The organism is Sphingomonas zeicaulis (assembly GCF_050433225.1).
GTDB classification, from domain to species: Bacteria; Pseudomonadota; Alphaproteobacteria; order Sphingomonadales; family Sphingomonadaceae; genus Sphingomonas_D; species Sphingomonas_D zeicaulis.
On the sequence record NZ_JBNPXQ010000005.1, the window covers coordinates 250,731 to 269,880 of the forward strand.

At 66.2% G+C, this 19,150-nt stretch carries 13 protein-coding genes and 1 pseudogene; 13 read left to right on the forward strand and 1 reads right to left on the reverse strand.

The annotated features are described in order from the left end of the window. Positions 1-28 precede the first annotated feature (28 nt). From FHS96_RS18050 to FHS96_RS18100, 11 genes are all read left to right on the forward strand, one after another. A complete protein-coding gene (locus tag FHS96_RS18050) occupies positions 29-520 on the forward strand; it encodes a TRAP transporter small permease (RefSeq protein ID WP_429594679.1) in 492 nt (163 codons plus the stop codon). Further along, on the forward strand, positions 517-1,821 hold the full coding sequence (locus FHS96_RS18055) for a TRAP transporter large permease (RefSeq protein WP_429594682.1): 1,305 nt from the start codon (positions 517-519) through the stop codon (positions 1,819-1,821). Before FHS96_RS18050 ends, FHS96_RS18055 begins: the two co-directional genes overlap by 4 nt. Beyond that, a complete protein-coding gene (dctP, locus tag FHS96_RS18060; protein WP_429594685.1) occupies positions 1,818-2,885 on the forward strand; it encodes a TRAP transporter substrate-binding protein DctP in 1,068 nt (355 codons plus the stop codon). The genes FHS96_RS18055 and dctP overlap by 4 nt, the downstream gene beginning before the upstream one ends. Beyond that, positions 2,882-4,135, forward strand: a complete 1,254-nt coding sequence (locus FHS96_RS18065) for a CaiB/BaiF CoA transferase family protein (RefSeq protein ID WP_429594688.1) — start codon at positions 2,882-2,884, stop codon at positions 4,133-4,135. Before dctP ends, FHS96_RS18065 begins: the two co-directional genes overlap by 4 nt. After that, positions 4,135-6,447, forward strand: a complete 2,313-nt coding sequence (locus FHS96_RS18070) for a 2-hydroxyacyl-CoA dehydratase (RefSeq protein WP_429594691.1) — start codon at positions 4,135-4,137, stop codon at positions 6,445-6,447. The genes FHS96_RS18065 and FHS96_RS18070 overlap by 1 nt, the downstream gene beginning before the upstream one ends. Next, on the forward strand, positions 6,444-7,637 hold the full coding sequence (locus FHS96_RS18075; protein ID WP_429594694.1) for a CaiB/BaiF CoA transferase family protein: 1,194 nt from the start codon (positions 6,444-6,446) through the stop codon (positions 7,635-7,637). The genes FHS96_RS18070 and FHS96_RS18075 overlap by 4 nt, the downstream gene beginning before the upstream one ends. Further along, a complete protein-coding gene (locus tag FHS96_RS18080; protein ID WP_429594696.1) occupies positions 7,634-8,815 on the forward strand; it encodes a CaiB/BaiF CoA transferase family protein in 1,182 nt (393 codons plus the stop codon). The genes FHS96_RS18075 and FHS96_RS18080 overlap by 4 nt, the downstream gene beginning before the upstream one ends. Further along, positions 8,812-9,993, forward strand: coding sequence for a CapA family protein (locus FHS96_RS18085; protein WP_429594699.1), 1,182 nt, complete (start codon positions 8,812-8,814; stop codon positions 9,991-9,993). Before FHS96_RS18080 ends, FHS96_RS18085 begins: the two co-directional genes overlap by 4 nt. Before the next feature lie 438 nt (positions 9,994-10,431). Beyond that, positions 10,432-11,643 (forward strand): zinc-dependent alcohol dehydrogenase, encoded by a 1,212-nt coding sequence (locus FHS96_RS18090; RefSeq protein ID WP_429594702.1) that lies wholly within the window; start codon positions 10,432-10,434, stop codon positions 11,641-11,643. A 2-nt stretch (positions 11,644-11,645) separates the two neighbouring features. Further along, complete coding sequence (locus FHS96_RS18095; RefSeq protein WP_429594705.1) at positions 11,646-13,406, forward strand: thiamine pyrophosphate-dependent enzyme; 1,761 nt, start codon at positions 11,646-11,648, stop codon at positions 13,404-13,406. Positions 13,407-13,525: 119 nt separating this feature from the next. Beyond that, positions 13,526-15,871: a membrane-bound PQQ-dependent dehydrogenase, glucose/quinate/shikimate family gene (locus FHS96_RS18100; protein WP_429594954.1), complete on the forward strand. Its 2,346-nt coding sequence runs from the start codon at positions 13,526-13,528 to the stop codon at positions 15,869-15,871. Positions 15,872-15,895: 24 nt separating this feature from the next. Here FHS96_RS18100 and FHS96_RS18105 read toward each other — a convergent pair whose 3' ends face one another. After that, complete coding sequence (locus tag FHS96_RS18105; RefSeq protein ID WP_429594968.1) at positions 15,896-16,135, reverse strand: hypothetical protein; 240 nt, start codon at positions 16,133-16,135, stop codon at positions 15,896-15,898. On the opposite strand from FHS96_RS18105, the pseudogene FHS96_RS18110 reads away from it, so the two are divergent. Both FHS96_RS18110 and FHS96_RS18115 read left to right on the forward strand, forming a co-directional pair. Further along, positions 16,056-16,235: pseudogene (locus FHS96_RS18110) on the forward strand (hypothetical protein); the annotation flags it as partial. The gene FHS96_RS18105 and the pseudogene FHS96_RS18110 overlap by 80 nt on opposite strands. A gap of 28 nt (positions 16,236-16,263) precedes the next feature. Next, positions 16,264-18,858 carry a glycosyl hydrolase 115 family protein gene (locus FHS96_RS18115; RefSeq protein WP_429594708.1) on the forward strand — a complete coding sequence of 865 codons (2,595 nt, stop codon included), beginning with the start codon at positions 16,264-16,266 and terminating at the stop codon, positions 18,856-18,858. The last annotated feature ends 292 nt before the right edge of the window (positions 18,859-19,150 follow it).

Here is a 19,150-nt window from a genome sequence, read left to right on the forward strand (position 1 = left end):
TGCGGCCGGCTGCCGTCAGGGGCATGCCGTGACCCCCGATACTGCGCAGGAACCCCCTCCACCGGCTCGCCCGCTGCTGACGCGCGGGATGCTGGCGATCGGGTCGGCCGGACTGCTGTCGGCGATGGCAACGGATGCGCTTGCGGTGGCAGGGCGGCATGCCGGCGTTCGCCTGCTCGGCGCAATCGAGATCGTTCAGGCGTGCATCGTGCTGATCGCGACCAGCGCCATCGTGCTGGCGACACTGGTGGACGGCCATGCCCGCGTCCATATCCTGCTCGAGCGGCTCGCGTCCGGCCGTGCAAACCGGCTGCTCCGCGTCGCCGATGCGCTCAGCGCGCTGGTCTTCCTGGGCCTGGCGATCGGGTCCGCATGGCTGGCATCCGACCTCTGGGATGCCTTCGAGTGGACCGAAATACTGCATCTACCGCTCCGCTGGCTTCGGCTTGCCTGGATCCTGGGCGCGCTGGCGGCGGCAATCATGTTCGCCCGGCGTGCGGTGACGAGGCGTGCCGCATGATCTCTCCCGAATGGGTCGGCCTCGCCGGCATCCTCGTCCTGCTGGGGTTGCTTGGCCTCGGCGTGCCGATCGGCGTCGGGCTGGCGCTGGTCGGTGGCGTTGGACTGGCGCTGCTGCTGTCGCCGGAGGCGGCGCTGATCAAGGCCGGTGTCATCGCCTTCGACACCATCTCCCGCTACGAACTCGGCGTGCTGCCATTGTTCGTGCTGATGGCGCACCTGTGCTTCGCCGCGGGCGCGAGCCGGGACTTCTTCGATGCGGCGGCGCGGTTCGTCGGGCATCGTCGCGGCGGCCTGGCAATGGCCTCGATTGGCGGCTGCGCGGGCTTCGGCGCGATAAGCGGCTCGAGCCTCGCGACCGTCGCCACCATTACCTCGGTCGCGCTGCCTGAGATGCGCAAGGCGGGCTATGCGCCCTCCTTCGCCACCGGCGCGCTGGCAGCAGGTGGCACGCTCGGTTCGCTGATTCCTCCGTCTGGCGCGCTGATCGTGTTCGGCATCGTCGCGGAACAGTCAATCGGCAAGCTGTTCGCCGCCGCGATCGTGCCGGGGCTCACCCAGGCGCTGTTCTACATCGGCATGATCGCCATCCTCTGCCGCCTGCATCCGCAGCTCGGCCCGCCGGCCGCGCGTGCACCGTGGCGGGAGCGCTGGTCATCGCTGCGCTCGATCCTGGACGTAGCGCTGCTGATCCTGTTCGTGATCGGGGGATTGTTCGTCGGCTGGTTCACGCCGACCGAAGCTGCGTCGGTCGGCTGCGTGACGGCGCTGTTGCTGTGCTGGCGGCGCGGACGCTTGCGCTGGCAAGCGGTTGCGGCGGCGCTGGAAACGACGCTGCGGACAACCGGCATGATCTACATCGTCGTGATTGGCGCCTTGCTGTTCGCCACCTTCATCAGCGCGACGGGTATCGCGGCCATGCTGTCCAACATGGTGATCCAGCTCGACGCCGGCCCCACGGTGGCGATCGTGGCGATGGCACTCGCGCTGCTGCTGCTCGGCTCGTTCCTCGATGGATTGGCGCTGATGCTGCTGACCACCCCGATCTTCCTGCCGATCATCGATCAGCTGGGGCTGAGCCCGATCTGGTTCGGCATCTTCCTCGTCCGCACGATGGAGATCGGCTTTGTCCACCCGCCGCTCGGCCTCAACGTGTATGTCATCCAGGGCATGGCAGGAGACATTCCGCTGGGTACGATATTTCGCGGCATCGTGCCGTTCCTGCTGGCGGATTTCCTGCATCTGGCACTGCTGATCGCGGTGCCTGCGCTGGCGCTGTGGCTACCGGGGGTGCTGGCATGATCGCCCGTCTGTTTGCCGCGATATTGATCGCGCTGCTCGCGAGCTGTGGTCCTGCCGCCGAGCCTGATGGCAGCACGGTGCTGACCTATGCCAGCCCCTATCCGCCGACCCATCCTTTTAGCCGGGCCGACATCCGCTGGATGGACCATATCCGGCAGGCATCGGGCGGTCGGTTGCGGATCAAGCCATACTGGGCGGGCGCGCTGCTTTCCAGCGACCAGAGCATGGCCGAGATCCGTCACGGCCTCGCCGATATCGGCCTGATCACGCCGATCTATACGCGGGGTGGTGCGCATGCCCAGCGCGCGCAGGCGGGTTTCTATGGCGGCGTGCGTTCGATGGCGGAGCAGATTGCGGTCTACCAGTGCATCGCAGCCCGCTTCCCCGCGCTGCGGGCCGAGGTTGACGGCCTGCGCGTGCTGGCCGTGCAGCCCGGCAATTTCCCCGGCATCCTCACCCGCACCCGGCCCGTGCGCAGCCTTGCCGACCTTGAGGGGCTGCGGCTGCGCGCGCCGGCCGAAAATCTGGAGGTGCTGCGCGCGCTTGGGGCCGATCCTGTCGATATGCCGATGAACGACGTCTATTCCGCGCTCGCCAAGGGCGTGATCGACGGCGTCATCGCCCCCGCCGATACGCTGCGGAGCCTTCACTTCGCGGAGGTCGCCCGCTTCTTCACCACGCTGCGGGTCAGCCGCGGAGCCTATCCGGCGCGTGCCATGTCCGAGCGGCGCTGGCGCGCGTTGCCGCCGGCGCAGCAGCGCCTGCTCGCCGACAGCGAGCGGGTGTGGGAGGCCGCACTCATCGACGAGATCGACAAGGCGGAGCAGGCCGGCATCGCGTTCGGCAAGGCGCAGGGGGTGACCTTCCTGCCGATCGCACCTGCCGACCAGCAACGCTTCGACATCCTGTACAACCGGAACGCGGCCCAGATCGCCATCACGCTGCGCCGGTTCGGACAGGACGGCACCCCGATTTTTCTTGAGGCGCAGCGGCTGATCACGGCCGCCGGCGCGGGCAGCCTGCCCGCCTGCGCCTCCCCTCCCTCGGACCAGGGTACCCCATGATCAATCCAGAACTCTCCCCGCCGCGGCCCCTGGAGGGCCTTCGCGTCATCGATCTGACCCGTGCGCTTGCCGGCCCCTACGCGACCTTGCTCCTCGCTGGTCTCGGTGCCGTGGTGATCAAGGTCGAAGACCCGCGCGGCGGCGATCTGGCGCGCGAGAACAGCCCCTATGTCGGCCGCGACGGCGTTACCATCGAGCGCGCGCATGCCGACGACGTGTCGATATCCCACCTCTCCCGCGCGCGGGGCAAGCAGGGCGTGTCGCTGAACTTGAAGGCACCGGGTGCGCGGCAGCTGTTCCAAGACCTGTGCCGCAACGCCGACATCGTCGTCGAGAACTTCACCGCCGGTACCGCCGACCGCCTGGGCGTCGGCTACGCGACCGCGCGCGAGGCAAATCCGGCGATCCTCTATTGCTCGCTCTCCGGCTTCGGTGCCGACGCTCCCGAAGGCGGCAAGGCGATGGACGTGATCATCCAGGCCTTGTCGGGCGCGATGTATACCAGCGGCGATCCCGATGCGCCGCCGGTCCGCATGGGCATCCCGATCGCCGACATGCTGGCGCCGGTGTTCGCCGTGATCGGCATCCTCGCCGCGCTCGAGCAGCGCCATCGCACTGGCCAAGGCCAGCATATCGACGTGTCGATGCTCGGCGCGCTCACCTCCTTCGTCGCGATCGAGAACTGGGCGGCGCTGGCGGCCGCCGGCATGCCGGCGCGCACCGGCCTGACCGTCCAGCGGCTGTCGCCCTTCGGCGTGTTCGAATGCGCCGACGGCTATGTCGCCTTGGTCGCCGTGCACGAAAAGCTGGCGCGCGGCCTATTCCAGGCGATGGGCGCTCCCGAGCTTGGCGACGATCCGCGTTTCGCGAGCCGGGACGCGCGCGTCGCCAACGCCGTCGCACTGGAGGCGAAGATCGCCGCCTGGTCGAGGACATTGCCCCTTGCCGAGGCAGTGCGACTGCTCGAAGCCCAGGGCGTACCGGTTGCCCCGGTGCGGCATCCCGAGGAAGCACTGACCGATCCGCGGGTGATGGCACGGGCGGAGACCATGGCCATCGCCCATCCGCGCTACCCACATCAGGCGGACCTGCGCACCTCGGGCATTCCGATCCGCTTCTCCGAAGCACGAACCGGCTTTGACGAGACGCTGCCCATCGCCATCGGCGAGCATAACCGGCAGATCTATGGCGATCTGCTCGGCTATGATACCGCGCAGCTGGCGCAACTCGCCAGGCAGGGTGTGATCTGATGGACGCACGTACAGCCCTGGACAGGATCGCAAAGGCTTATGCCGATCCGGACGCCGTCGCCGCACGGTTGCAGGCAGAAGGTGCGCCGGTGGTGCGGACGATCGGCAGCGACGCCCCCGTCGCGTGGTTGCGTGCTGCAGGCATGCACCCGGTCCGGCTGGTGCCGGCGCCGGGCGCCGCGCCACGCGGACGGAGGCTGATGAAGCGGCTGCTCGATCCCGCGCTCACCGAAACGCCGCTGCTGATCACGCGCGCCGATACCGAGCAGGCACAGCTCTTCGCCGCTCTGCGGGAGCGACGGCGGCTCGGCCAGCCCGCACCGCGGCACCTGCACCTCTTGGATCTGGTCCATCAGGGGCGACCGGCGTCGGCGCGCTACAACGCCGTTCGCCTCGCGCAAACCAATGCGTGGCTGGTGTCAATCGGCGGCCGCACCGTGACCGACGCTCTGCTGGAGCGGGTGGCCGAGGAAGAGGCGGCCGTGATCGCGCTGCTCCGACAGGCGGGCGCCCTCTGCCGCGCCGATCCGCCGCGGCTTCGCGGTTCTCAGATGCTGCAGATGATCGGCTGCGCCGCCATTCTTCCGCCGGGTGAACTGACCCCGCTGCTCGACGCCGTGATCGCCGGGGCTGACGCGCTGCCGGCACTCCACGGCCGCCGCGCGTTCGTCGCCGGCAGCCCGCAGGAGAATGACGCGCTCTATCGGCAACTCGAAGCCGAGGGCTTCGTCCTTGTCGGCGACGATCAGGATTGGGGCGACCGCCGGCTTGGCGAAACGCCGCTCACCGGCATGGCGCCGTTCTCCGCCCGCAAGCCATCGGAAGAGGCAGCGGCGACGGCAGCAGCAGCGGCGGCCAGTCGCGCCAAGTTGGTTCTACACCTCTCGATTGAGGGGGACGAGGCGGCTCCCTGGCAGGTCTCTGCACTGGCCCGCGCCGTCGATCAGGGGATTGTGGTGGAGCCGCGTCGTATCCGACTGAGCGCGCCACGGCCCCCTCGGCAAAAGCCGGCGGCGGCGAAGACGGCAGCACCGCCGTCGCACAGCCGGAAATCGCTTGAATCCCTTGCCGACTTCGGCGCCTATCAGCGCAATTGGTTCCAGGAGGTGCGGCAGCAGGTTGCGGCCGGCACGCCTTTCGCGATGGTCAATGCCAACGCGCCGCAGGAAATCCTGCGCGCACTCGACATACCGTTCGTCGTCAACCAGTGGTGGGCGTCGATCGTCGCCGCCAAGCAGCAGACCCGCCGCTATCGCGAATTGCTGCGCGACCACGACTATCCGACCGACGTCGAGGCCTATAGCGCGCAGGGGCTTGCCGCTGCTTTTGATCATGATGCGGATCAGTCGCCTTGGGGCGGTCTGCCCAGGCCCGATTTCGTCCATGCCGTGGTGTCCAGCGACGCGACCACAGGCATCTTCGATGCTTGGGCGCAGGAAACCGGCGCTCGCCTGTTCCTGTATGAACGCACCGTCGACCCCCGCCCCACCATCGTGACGCGCTGGTGGGAGGAACTGCCCGACCGATGGGAAGAGGTGCTCGAACCCGAACGTATCGACCTGCTTGTGGCGGAACTGGCGGATGTGATCGCGACGATCGAGGCGACCACCGGCCGCCGCTTCTCGCAGGAGCGCTTCCTTGAGGTCATGGAACGCGTCAACGAGCAGGAAGATTATTACCGTCGCACCCGCGATCTGATCGCGCGGACGGTGCCCGCGCCGATCAGCATCGTCGATTCCATGCCCGCGACGATGGTGCCGCAATGGCATCGGGGCACCGTCTGGGCACGGGATGCGGCGAAAGCCTTCTACAGCGAGGTCGCGGACCGCGTTGCCGCCGGCCACGGCGTGGTCGCTCAAGAGCGGGTCCGCCTGATGTGGGTCGGCCGCGGGCTGTGGAGCGATATGGCCTTCTATCAGCGGTGGGAGGAGAGCCATGGCGCGGTCTTCGTCTGGTCGATGTATCTGGCGCTTGCGGCGGACGGCTACATCCGCCGCTTCGACCGGGGCCGAGATCCGATGAGGGCGCTGGCCGCGCGCTTCCTGACGATGGGTGACGAACTGCGGATGCCGAGTTGGGCCGGCCCCTGGCACGTCCACGAAGCGGAGACGAATCAGGTCGATGGCGCGGTGGCACTGTCCGATGCGGATCCCTTCGCGCTTGAGGCATTGAAGGCCGCAGCCATCCCAGTCCTTGAACTGGGCGTCGACAATTTCGCGCTGGATCCGGAAGCCACCGAGGCCCTGGAAGCGCGCATCACCGCCTTTATCGAAGGGCCGGCGACCGACCGTGCAGGGGCGCGACGCGCATGACGCGTCCGCTTTCCGGCCTCCGCATTCTCGATTTCACGCGCTATCTGCCGGGCGCCTATACCGGTTGGATCGCGGGTGACATGGGCGCCGATGTCATCCGGGTCGAGAATCCGCGCGAACTCGCCAAGCATGCGCGCATGTTCGGCGACCCCGACGACCCGGAGGCGGCACGACTGCGGCGTGCCCGCCCGTCCTATTGGCGAAACCGCCGCTCAATCGTGCTCGAGCCCGGCAACCCCCACGGCAAGGCATTGCGTGATGCGCTGATCGCCTCGGCCGACATTCTCGTGGAGGATTATCGGCCCGGCACGATGACGAAGATGGGGCTTGGCTATGCTGCGGTGGCAGCGATCAACCCGCGGCTCATCTACTGCTCGGTTTCTTTCGCCGGGCAAACCGGGCCGCTCGCCGGTCGTGCCGGACATGATCCGGCGGCGCTGGCGCTGGCGGGGGTCCTGTCGCGGCTGAACGGCCTTGCCGAGCCGACGTTGCCGGGCGTGCAGGTTGCTGACGTCCTCGCCGGCGCCCATGCCGCGATCGCGGTGATGGTGGCGCTCCAGCAACGCGCCCACACCGGTGTCGGCACGCATGTCGATGTCGCGATGTCCGACGCGTCGATGCCGCTGCTGGCGGTCGCGCTGGGTCGCGCGGAGGCGCCGGAGGAAATTCCGCCACCGGATGGACACTGGCACCCCAAGGGCGGTGTCTGGCGCTGCGCCGACGGCGAATGGTTGTGCACCACCGACATGGAGCCCCGTTACTGGCAACGCTTTTGCGCCGCCGTGGGCCGGCCGGACTATGCCGCGCTCCAGTTCCAACCCGCCGCTCATCCCGCGATCCGCGCGGATCTGGAAAAGCTGTTCGCCACCCGGCCACGGGCGGACTGGATCGCGCTGCTGCAAGCGGCCGACACGCAGGCGATGCCGGTGCTCGCACCGGCAGAGGCGCTGCGGCACCCGCATGCGGCGGCGCGGGGCATGCACCTTCGCCTGCCGGTCGGGCATGACCGCGTCGACCAGATCGGCACGCCGTTCCGCCTGTCCGACCTGCCCCAGCCCGAGCATCGTCCCGCCGGACTGCCGGGTGCCGAGCGCGATGCGATCCTCGCCGAACTCGGCTTCGATGCGGCAGCACGCAACGCGTTCTCCGCCGCTGGCGTTTTCGGCGACACCCCGGGAGACCCCGCATGAACGCACTCGACGGGCTCAACGTGGTCGATCTCAGCCACGCCATTGCCGGACCGACCTGCACCAACATGCTGGCCGAACTGGGTGCCGACGTGATCAAGATCGAGCCGCCCCAGGGTGACGGCTTTCGCCACTACACCGAACATGGCGGAGCGCCCCTGCTCAGCATTCCCTTTGCATCGATCAATGCCGGCAAACGGTCCGTTGTGCTGGACCTGAAGACGCCCGCTGGCATCGGGCTGCTGTGGCAACTGGTCGAACGTGCCGACATACTGGTCGAGAATTTCCGGCCCGGCGTGCTCGCGCGGCTCGGCATGGATTTCGCGGCGCTGCACGCCCGGAACCCGCGGCTGATCCTCGTTTCAATCACAGGCTTCGGACAGTCCGGGCCGCTCGCGAATCGTGGCGCCTACGACCACATCGCCCAGGCAATGTCAGGTTTCGCCATGCTCAACGCCACCGCCGAAGGCCCGCAGAAGATCGGGATCCCGATCATCGACGGCTTCACCGGCTATCTCGCCACGATCGGCCTGTTGGCCGCGTTGCGGCGCCGAGACCATGGCGGCGTGGGTGAGCATGTCGACGTTGCGATGCTCGATGCGGCGCTGAAGCTGGTCAACACCACAGTCTCCGTCCACTCCTACACCGGTCGAACGCCCGGCGGCACGGGCAACCGGGGCTTCAGACTGGTCGCGACCTCCGAATTCTATCCGACCGCGGAGGGGTGGATCGCGCTCGGTGCCAACAACCAGCCGCAGGTCGAGGCGCTGCTCCGCGTGCTCGGGCATCCGGAAATGATCGACGATCCTCGCTTCTCCAGCCACGAGGCGCGGGTGGAGCATTATGGTGTCGTACGGCAATGGCTCACCGAAACATTGGCCAATTGGCGCGCGGCCGATCTCGAAGCCCGGCTGGCGGACGCTCGGGTGCCAGTCGCGATGCTTCGCACCGTGGGTGAAATCGCGCAGCACCCGCATGTCCGGCAGCGCGGGACGCTGCACCCGGTGACGCTGCCGGATTGGGATCGGCCGCTCGACGTCGTGGGGCCAGGCTTCAGCGTGGAGATGCAAGCGCAGCCGAAGGTGCCGGTACTGGGCGCCGATACCGACGAGGTGCTCGCCGAACTCGGCCTGACGGCGTCAGACCTGGCGACGCTGCGTCAGGCGGGAGTCATCCAATGAACCCGCTCGACCTCGTCTTCCTCGGCGACATCATCCTCGATCTGCCGGAACCGGACCATTGGCTGGGCGGGGTGGCCCCGGTCACGCGTGCGGCGGGCCTCGCCATCGCGCATCTCGAGGTGCCGCACACCCGCCGCGGCGAGGAACTGGAAGGCGACGTCCCGGCGCCCGGTGCGGATCCGGCCCATCTCGCCGCACTCGCCCGCGCCGGCATTGGCATGGTCTCGCTGGCCGGCAATCATATCGCGGATCGCGGCGCGATCGGCATCGCGGACACGATTGCGGAACTCGATCGCCTCGGCATCGCCCATGCCGGTGCCGGGGCGAACCTCGCCGCCGCGCTGAAGCCTGCGATGGTCGAACGCGATGGCCGGCGCATCGCGTTGCTCAGCTACAATTGCGTCGGACCGGAGATCGCCTGGGCGACCGAGACGAAAGCGGGCTGCGCCTATGTGAACGTCCTGCCTGACGATGGCGGCCCATCTCGTCCGCAGGCCAATCTCGTGGTTGCCGAACCTGCCTCCGTGGCGGCGATGCAGGCAGCCATCCGCGCTGCGGCGGCTGAGGCGGATATCGTGCTCGTCGCCCTGCACAAGGGGATCACCCATCGGCCGGCGCAACTTGCACCCTATGAGCGTCCAGTCGCCCAGGCGGCCATCGATGCCGGCGCACATGCCGTTCTTGGCCACCACGCGCACATCGCGCGCGGCATCGAACTCTATGGCGGTCGCCCGATCTTTCACGGCCTGGGCAATGGCGTGGTCGTCACCCACGCCTTGAGCCCGGCACAGGATCACCCCGCACGCGCCGCCTGGGTTGAGCGCAGGAAGCAGATGTTTGGCTTCGAGCCCGACCCCGCCTACACGGTCGCTCCCTTTCATCCGGAAGCCGTCAACGGGATGATCGGTCGCCTGCGGATCAAGCCGGATGGCGCGCTCGAAACGGCGTTCCTGCCGATGTGGAGCGCCCCCCCCGGCCGCCCGGAGGTTGCGCAAGTCGACCGCGCGTCCGATGTCGCCACTTATGTGGCGGCAATCGGCAGAAAGGCAGGCCTGCCGCCGCTTCGGTTCAGCTGGCAGGAACAGTGGGTTCAAGCCAATCCGCCTGTTGAGCATCTTGAAACAACAATCGCGCGAAAGAGCGTTCGACCCAGCGCAGATAGATCGCCGACGTCGTGATTGATGCGTGACCGAGCAGCACCTCGGACCCAGGAGACGCGTGATCACCTGGTACCGGCAGAATTCGAACAACGCCGTCTGATCAAATTGATTCCGCGGCGGCTAAATCTGAGCAGACCGACGATCAAGCCTTCGCTGAGCAGAATTTTTCCAAAGTTCGACGGTTGTCATTGCTCCTCGTCAGCCTTTGTGGCGCACCGCGAGCGTCTCGCCTAGCCCTGATCGAAGAAAATCCCCATAGCAAATGTGGCTAAGCCCACTCCTAACTTTGTGATCATGGCATCTAATAGCCTCATATCAAAAGCACTACTCTTCTACTGATTCCGAGATTTATATAACTTATGTAAGAAATAGCCGAAACATCATATGGGAACGAGGGACTTGATCCGCAGTTTCGACTGAACGACCGACTGAGTGGTCCTGCTCCGGAGACGTAATATGAAGGCAGTGGTATGGCGCGGCGTCGGCGACATCAGGATCGAGGAGGTTGCCGAGCCGCGGATCGAGCAGCCGACCGACGCAATCGTGCGCCTGACCACATCCGCGATCTGCGGTACCGACCTGCACTTCGCCCGTGGCACTTTCAGCGGCATGAAAGCCGGCCGCATCCTGGGTCACGAGGGTGTCGGCGTCATCGAAGAGCTCGGCGACATGGTGCGCAACTTCGAGATGGGGGATCGGGTGGTCATCCCCTCGACGATCGCCTGCGGCAGTTGCTCCTACTGCCGAGCGGGTCATCATGCGCAGTGCGATAATGCCAATCCCGGCGGCAAGCGTGCGGGCACCGCCTTCTTCGGCGGGCCGGAAGCCGCTGGCGGTTTCGACGGATTGCAGGCCGAGAAGGCGCGCATTCCCTTCGCCCATGTGGGCCTGGTCAAGCTGCCGGACGAGGTGACCGACGACCAGGCGATCATGATTTCAGATATCTTCCCAACCGCCTGGTTCGGGGCGGACCTCGCCGACATCGAGGAAGGGCACACGGTGGCCGTGTTCGGCTGCGGACCGGTGGGTCAGTTCGCCATCGCGTCCGCCAGGTTGATGGGCGCCGGACGCATCATCGCGGTCGACAGCCGCCAGGACCGGCTGGCGATCGCAAGGCAGCAGGGCGCGGAAATCGTGAACTTCGAAAAGGAGGATCCGGTCGCCACGATCGTGGCGCTTACAGGCGGGATCGGCGTCGACCGGGCGATCGACGCAGTCGGGGTCGAAGCCGAACGTGCGCATGGCGGTCCCGCTGCCGAAGAGGCACAGAAGAACGCCGAACAGTTCGAGCAGGAGCGCGAAGCGACGGCGCCCGAGCATCGCGACACGCCCCCCTTCGTGCCCGGCGATGCGCCGAGCCAGGCACTGCGCTGGGCAGTAGAGGCGCTCGCCAAGGCCGGCACTCTGTCGATCATCGGCGTCTATCCGCCCACCGTCGAAAGCTTCCCGATCGGCCAGGCGATGAACAAGAACCTCACCATTCGAATGGGGAACTGCAATCACCGCAGATATATTCCGCACCTCATCGATCTCGTTCGTGCGGGCGTCGTCGATCCGGCCACCCTGCTCACCGAGGACACCGCGCTGACGGGCGCGATCGCCGCCTACGAGCAGTTCGATGCGCGAAAGCCGGGCTGGCTCAAGGTCGCGCTCGACCCGGCGGCCTGACGATGCCACGCAACGGCGCGGACATTCTGATCGACACGCTGGTAGCCTTCGGCGTCGATACCATATTCGGGCTGCCGGGCGACGGCATCAACGGAATCATGGAGGCGATCCGAACGTCCGGGGATCGCGTGCGATTCATTCAGGTGCGCCATGAGGAATCTGCGGCGTTCGCGGCCGCGGCGCACGGCAAGGTCACGGGCAGGCTCGGCTGCTGTCTGGCCACGACCGGTCCCGGGGGCATCCACCTGCTCAACGGTCTGTACGATGCCAAGCTGGACCGGGCTCCCGTAATCGCGCTGACAGGCTCGCCCTATCACGACCTCACCGACAGCTACACCCAGCAGGACATCGATCATGCCAAGGTGTTCATGGACGTGGCGGCTTATTCGGCGCGGGTGATGGGCGCGCGGCACATGGAAAATGCGGTCAGTCTTGCCTGTCGGCATGCGCTGGCCCAACACGGTGTCGCCCATCTCAGCATTCCGGTCGACGTGCAGGAGGAATCGGAGTCAGCGGATACGCCATCCGATCGCAACGTTCGCGGCCATGCCTCGCTCGTACCCGCCGATGGGATCGCCTTGGCGCCGGAAACGGAGCTTGTGCGTGCCGCCGAACTGCTCAACACCGGCGGAAGCGTCGCCATCCTTGCCGGGCAAGGAGCGCTCGGGGCAGTTGAGGAACTGACCCGCACCGCGGAACTGCTGGGTGCGCCGATCGTGAAGGCGCTGCTTGCCAAATGGCTTGTCGCCGACGACCATCCGCTGACCACCGGCGGCATCGGGCTGCTGGGCACGCGCGCCAGCCAGGACGTATTTGAACGCTGCGACACCCTGCTGATCGTTGGTTCGACTTTTCCCTACATCGAATATTATCCGAAACCTGGGCAGGCTCGCGGTGTTCAGATCGACCGGGATCCGACCCGGATCGGCCTTCGCTTCCCGATCGAGGTCGGCCTGGCTGGGGATGCCCGTGCCACCTTGAAGGCGCTCAACGACCGTCTTGAGCAAAGGGCGGATCGCAGCTTCCTTGCCTTCGCGCAGGACCAGGCGCAGCACTGGCGCACCTTGATCCGCGCCACCGTTGAACGGAATGTGACGCCGATGCCGCCCGGCCGGATTGTCCGCGACATGGGCGACCGCCTCGATGACGATGCGATCGTCGTCTGGGATTCGGGCCACAATACCGGGCTGATGGCCCGCTACGTCATGGCGAAGACCAGGCAGACCTACGCAGGGTCTGGCCTTTCAGCCTCGATGGCCTGCGGCATTCCCTATGCGATCGCCGCCGCCCTCGCATTTCCCGGCCGGCAGGTCGTCGCCTTCGTCGGCGATGGTGGTCTTTCCATGCTCATGGGAGAACTCGCGACGATCACCCGCTACCGGCTGCCGATCAAGATCGTCGTGATCAAGAACGGCCTGCTTGGCCAGATCAAATGGGAACAGATGATGTTCCTCGGCAATGTCGAATATGAGTGCGACCTGACTGATATCGACTTTGCGAAGGTTGCGGAGGCGTGCGGCATCCGCGCCTGGCGCGTGGAGGCTCCCGCCGATTGCGCGCAGGTCGTCGAGGAAGCGCTGGCGCATCCCGGTGCCGCGCTGATCGAGGCGATCGTCGACGCCAACGAACCGCTGCTGCCGCCCAAGCGGATCGAGACATATGCGAAGAACCTGGAGAAGGCGCTGAAGCAGGGCACGCCGGGCGCAGACGACATTCGCGCTGCGCTTGCGCGCGAGCCTTCGCGGACGATGCTGCAGGACTGAACCCGCTTTCCAACTGCCGACCGCCTGTTTGGAGAAGCTCCTTGGCCCGAACATTCACAGATGGCGATGCCCTCGCCGGTACCCGCCAAGAACATGGTCACCCGCGCAGCATTGCAGCGATGGTGGTGGGTGGGCTGATCACCCTGATCGGCCTGGTTCTTGCAGTCGGCGGCGCCCTGCTCGTGTCGCTGGGCGGATCAGCGTATTATGTACTCGCAGGGATTGCGATGATCGTCGCCGGATGGCTGTTGTTCAAGCAACGGCTGCTTGGCGCGTGGCTATATGGCGCGATCGTGCTGCTCACCATCATCTGGGCGTTCTGGGAGGTCGGCACCAATGGCTGGGCGCTGGTCCCGCGGGTCGTCGCCCCCCTCGTGTTGCTGATCGCCGTCCTCCTCGTCGCGCCTTTTCTGTCGAGAGCCGCCAACCGATGGCAAATCGCCCTTGGCGCGGTCGCAGCCGTCATCGGCATGGCGGGGTTGACCGGTGTCACGATCGGCAGCGCAAGTCGCGAACGGCCGCTCGCGGCGCTTCCGTCGGTCGGGCCCGGCATGGCAGATCCCGCTCAGATGCAGACGGGCGCGGACTGGCCGGCCTATGGCGGTTCTTATGCCGCGCGACGCTACTCACCGCTCGCGCAGATCACGCCTGCCAATGTCGGCACGCTGGAACAGGCATGGCTCTACCACACGGGCGACCTACCCACTGCAGAGGCCGAAGGCACTTATGGCGCGGAGAACACGCCTTTGAAGGTCGGCGACACGCTGTATGTATGCACGCCCAAGAGCATCGTCATCGCGCTCGATCCTGTCAGCGGGCGGCAACGCTGGCGCTTCGATCCCCAGGTGCCGGATTCAGCGATCCCCTATACTGCGGCCTGTCGCGGCGTCAGCTACTACGCTGTGCCGGACGCCGGAACGACGCAGCCGTGCGCCAGCCGAATCATCTGGGGCACGCTCGATGCGCGGATCTTCGCGATCGACGCCCGCACAGGTCGCCCCTGCGAGGGCTTCGGCAGGCACGGCCGCATCGATGCGAAGATCGGCATGGGCGAGACGCCCGCGGGTTTCGTGTCGATCAACTCGCCGCCGACCATCGTGCGGGGAGTGGTGGTCACCGGGCACCAGGTTCTGGACGGACAGGATCGTTGGGCGCCCTCTGGCGTGATCCAGGGGTTCGACGCGATCACGGGGCAGCTGCGCTGGGCGTGGGACATGATGCATCCGGATTGGTCCGGCTATCCGCCCGCCGGCGACACCTGGGCGCGGGGAACGCCCAACATGTGGACGATCGCGAGCGGCGACGAGCAGCTCGGGTTGGTCTACCTGCCGATGGGCAATGCGGCGGCGGACTATTACAGCGCGCTGCGCCGACCGCAGGAGAACTTTTTTGCGACGTCACTCGTGGCCCTCGACGTCACTACCGGCAAGCCGCGCTGGCGCTTCCAGGCGGTGCGGAAGGATGTATGGGACTATGACTTCGGCGCGCAGGCGACACTGGTCGACTATCGCGGGGCGCCGGCGCTGGTTCTGCCGAGCAAGCAGGGTGACATCTACATTCTTGACCGCCGCAGCGGCCGGCCGTTGACGCCTGTCGCGACAATTCGCGCGCCGGGCGGCGGCGTGGAGCCCCAGGAGCGTTCGCCCTACCAGATCGTCTCAGAGTGGCACACGCTGCGCAAACCGGATCTCACGGAGCGGGATATGTGGGGCATGTCCCCGATCGATCAGATGATCTGTCGCATCCAATTCAAGAGGGCGAGCTACAAGGGCTTCTTCACGCCGCCAGAAAGCGAGCGCCGCTCGATCGAATATCCCGGTTATAACGGCGGCACCGACTGGGGCGGAGTCGCGGTCGACCCGCGCCGCGGCGTGATCGTGGCGAACTACAACGACATGCCCAACTATAACCGCCTCGTGCCGCGCGCCGAAGCGAACAGGCGTGGTTGGGCACCACGCAACCAGACCCGTGGTGACATCGGCGGAGCGGAGGGCGCGGGAGATCCGCAGGCGCACACGCCCTATGCGATCGACGTCAACGCCGGCTGGCGGATGAAGTTTACAGGCATGTTGTGCAAGCAACCGCCCTATGGCGGTATCAGGGCTATCGACATCGCGACAGGCCGGACGATCTGGGATCGCGCCTTCGGCACGGCCCGCTCCAACGGCCCGTTCGGCATTCCCTCGATGCTGCCGTTGACGATCGGCACGCCCAACAATGGCGGCGCCGTTGTAACGGCGGGAGGACTCATCTTCATTGCCGCAGCCACTGACAACCTCATTCGCGCGATCGATCTGTCGACCGGCGAGACGGTCTGGACGAAGAAGCTGCCGGGAGGAGGCCAGGCCACACCCATGGTGTACGAGGCGGACGGGCGTGAATATCTCGTGATCTACGCTGGCGGCCATCATTTCATGGAAACGCCGATCAGCGACGAGGTGATCGCCTATGCATTGCCAAGGTAGGAGCAAGCGCCAGCCGCAACACCATCATTGCGGGGAAGACACCGCTGAACCGTCACGGGCAAGGATCATCCCGCTATCATCCAGCTGGGCAAGCAGCACCCGGACCAGTGGTTCGGCGCTCGCGGGGTTCTGACCGGTGATCAGCCGCCTCTCTTCCACGATCCGTGCGTCGAACGGCGCGACGCTGCTCCGAAAGATCGGCGAGCGAACCGTCAGCGGCCTGTGGGACCTCATCGGCAGGCTCGACGACATCTCCCAGCCCATCGAATGCGCCAATCTTCAGTTCTTACGGCTAGGACCTGGGTTGATCGAAAACTGCTCTATGCGGCGCAAGGACTTCACATCGGCAGTATCCTCAATATGATAGCGCTCCCATAACGAGAGGATAGATAATGCGACCACGGGGCCCGAAGCTGGATCGCCGCACGCTGCTGGGCAGTGCCGCAATCGCCGTAGGCGGCGGCTGGCGCCTGGTCGAAGGCCTGCCGCCGGCAGAAGCGCGCTCCCCCGAGCCGGCCGCGTCGTTCGGCATCGTGGCCGACGGGCGGCCGGCGCAGCTCCTCATCGACGCCGAGGCCGACAGTGCCGTCCGCCATGTCGCCGACCGCTTCGCTGAAGATATGACGCGTGTGAGTGGCCAGGCGCCCGAGCGCCCGGTCGATATCGGCACCGCCCGGGGCCCGCTCGTCATTATCGGCGTACTCGGGAAGAGCGAGGTCATCGATCGGCTGGTCACCGAGCGACGCATCGCCGTATCCGACCTAACCGGCGAATGGGAAGCATATCGCCATGTCATCATCGAGCGACCATTTGCAGGGGTTCCGCGCGCCTTGCTTGTTGTCGGCTCGGATCGTCGGGGAGCGGTGTTCGGCACCTACGACCTGTCCGAACGGATCGGGGTCTCGCCCTGGCACTGGTTCGCGGACGCGCCGGTCGCGCGAAGACGAAGCGTGTTCGTGCCGATCGACGCGCGCCGCGAACAGCCCAAGGTTCGCTATCGTGGTTTCTTCATCAACGATGAGGATCCTTGCTTCAGCGGTTGGGCCAGGAAGAAGTTCGGCGGCATCAACGCCGCAATGTATGCGCATGTCTTCGAACTGTTGCTGCGGATGAAGGGCAATTATCTGTGGCCGGCGATGTGGGCCCCGAAGGCGTTCAACGTTGACGATCCCGGTAACATGGTCCTTGCCGATGCGATGGGCGTGGTGATGGGCACGTCTCATCACGAACCGCTTACGCGGGCACAGGATGAGTGGCATCGCAATACCGCTGACGGCGTCACCGGCGGCAAATGGGACTATGCGAGCAATGGCGAAAACCTCCGCCACTTCTGGCGCGGGGGCCTAGAGCGGATGATGTCGAAGGGCGACGGGCGCGGCTATGAAAGCGTGTTGACTGTCGGGATGCGCGGCGATGGCGACGAGGCGATGGCCGAGGGCACAGCGACCGGACTGCTCGAAAGGATCGTCGCAGACCAGCGCGCGATCATCGCCGACGTCACCGGCCGCCCCGCCGATCAGACGCCACAGGTGTGGGCGCTCTACAAGGAAGTGCAGGACTATTACGATCATGGGATGCGCGTTCCCGACGATGTAACCCTGTTGTTCTCCGACGATAATTGGGGCCAGATCCGACGCCTCCCGGTTGATGTGACGCCGCGCAGCGGTGGATATGGTGTCTATTATCATTTCGATTATGTCGGCGTGCCCCGCAATTATAAATGGATCAACACGAACCAGATCGAAAAGGTGTGGCAACAGATGGACCTTGCCTATCGGCGAGGCGCACGCACCATCTGGATCGCCAATGTCGGTGACATCAAGCCGATGGAGTTCCCCTTAAGCTTCTTCATGCGACAGGCATGGAATCCCGATGCGATGACGCCGGCGATGCTGGCGACCTATCCCGCACGCTGGGCGACGGCGATCTTCGGGCCGGCGGAAGGCGAGCGCATCGGTGAGCTGCTGACGACCTATGGCCGCTATGCGGCGCGTCGCAAGCCCGAGCTGATTGACCAGGACAGCTTCCCGCTCGGCCGCGAGACCGGGCACGGTCCGCTGGACGGCGGTGCGTTCGGCGCAATCATTGCGGAGTGGGATGCGCTGGAGCGGCGGATGCTCGACGTGCGCGGGCGTCTTGGCGCCGACCAGCACGATGCGTTTTTCCAGCTCGTCGAACATCCGATCTCGGCGCTCGCCAACCTCTATCGCCTCTATTATGCCGCGGCGTGGAACAAGCGGCTGGCCTCCAGCAACGATCCTCGCGCCAACGGCTTCGCCGATCAGGTGGAGGCTACCTTCCGTCGGGATGGCGAGCTGACGCAACGCTATCACAGCATTGCCGGCGGCAAATGGGACGGGATGATGGCGCAGGTCCATATGAACTATGTGATCTGGAACGATCCGGTGCGACAAGCGATGCCGAGCATCACCCGGGTCGGCGGCGATGTGCCCGCGGCCGAGCGCAATCGCGCCGCGGAATTTGCCCCCCTCCCGCCTCCGCCGTCGGGCGTTCGCGTCATCGAGGCGACAGCGTTCAGCCGGACCCGCGACGCCGCCGGGCTGGCGTGGACCGCGATACCGCATCTCGGACTCAGCCAGGGCGCACTGGTGGCTTTGCCGCAGGGGCGTCCCGCGACCGAGATCTCTGACGGGGTGCGTGCGGAATATGATGTTACCGTCGAGCAGGCCGGGACCGCGACGGTAGAGCTCCACCTCGTGCCCACGATCAACACGACCGGCCTCAAGCCCCTGCGCATCGGGATATCCGTGGACGATCACGCGGCGCAGATACTGACATCGATGCTGGAGCCGACAGGCGGCGCGCAGGACAATCCGGCCAAGATGCGCTGGGCCGATGCCGTGCGGAACAATGTCGTCGTGCTGCGGACCGAGCTGGGCGAGATTGGGCGTGGCAGGCATGTGATCAAGCTGTGGCGGATCGACGATAATGTCATTCCGCAGCGTATCGTGCTCAGGACAGCCTAGGGCGACCTCCCGGCGATCGGGACCAAGCGGGCAGCGCCCCATGCCCGCTGGTCAGCCCCGGCTGCGGGCATTCCATCTCGTCGCACCACGAAAGGCCCATCTATTACGCAATGCGCGCATTGGAATATCCAATGCGCTTCACTTGCGCATCCGACGCGCATATCTGGAAACCGTGAGTATCGGACGGCGCATACCGTCGACAACAAACGGAGAAAGACGTGGCAACTGCTGCCGACAGGATCGCGCATTCCGACCGCTTTCCATCGAAGCGCAAGGAGACATCCTCCGCTAT

Excerpts from the sequence above, each read along its gene's own strand:
- FHS96_RS18065 (WP_429594688.1), top strand. The coding sequence starts at position 2,882 with ATGATCAATCCAGAACTCTCCCCGCCGCGGCCCCTGGAGGGCCTTCGC.
- FHS96_RS18085 (WP_429594699.1), top strand. The coding sequence starts at position 8,812 with ATGAACCCGCTCGACCTCGTCTTCCTCGGCGACATCATCCTCGATCTG.
- FHS96_RS18090 (WP_429594702.1), top strand. The coding sequence starts at position 10,432 with ATGAAGGCAGTGGTATGGCGCGGCGTCGGCGACATCAGGATCGAGGAG.
- FHS96_RS18055 (WP_429594682.1), top strand. The coding sequence starts at position 517 with ATGATCTCTCCCGAATGGGTCGGCCTCGCCGGCATCCTCGTCCTGCTG.
- FHS96_RS18075 (WP_429594694.1), top strand. The coding sequence starts at position 6,444 with ATGACGCGTCCGCTTTCCGGCCTCCGCATTCTCGATTTCACGCGCTAT.
- FHS96_RS18100 (WP_429594954.1), top strand. The coding sequence starts at position 13,526 with ATGGTGGTGGGTGGGCTGATCACCCTGATCGGCCTGGTTCTTGCAGTC.
- FHS96_RS18105 (WP_429594968.1), bottom strand. The coding sequence starts at position 16,135 with ATGGGCTGGGAGATGTCGTCGAGCCTGCCGATGAGGTCCCACAGGCCG.
- FHS96_RS18095 (WP_429594705.1), top strand. The coding sequence starts at position 11,646 with ATGCCACGCAACGGCGCGGACATTCTGATCGACACGCTGGTAGCCTTC.
- dctP (WP_429594685.1), top strand. The coding sequence starts at position 1,818 with ATGATCGCCCGTCTGTTTGCCGCGATATTGATCGCGCTGCTCGCGAGC.
- FHS96_RS18115 (WP_429594708.1), top strand. The coding sequence starts at position 16,264 with ATGCGACCACGGGGCCCGAAGCTGGATCGCCGCACGCTGCTGGGCAGT.
- FHS96_RS18070 (WP_429594691.1), top strand. The coding sequence starts at position 4,135 with ATGGACGCACGTACAGCCCTGGACAGGATCGCAAAGGCTTATGCCGAT.
- FHS96_RS18080 (WP_429594696.1), top strand. The coding sequence starts at position 7,634 with ATGAACGCACTCGACGGGCTCAACGTGGTCGATCTCAGCCACGCCATT.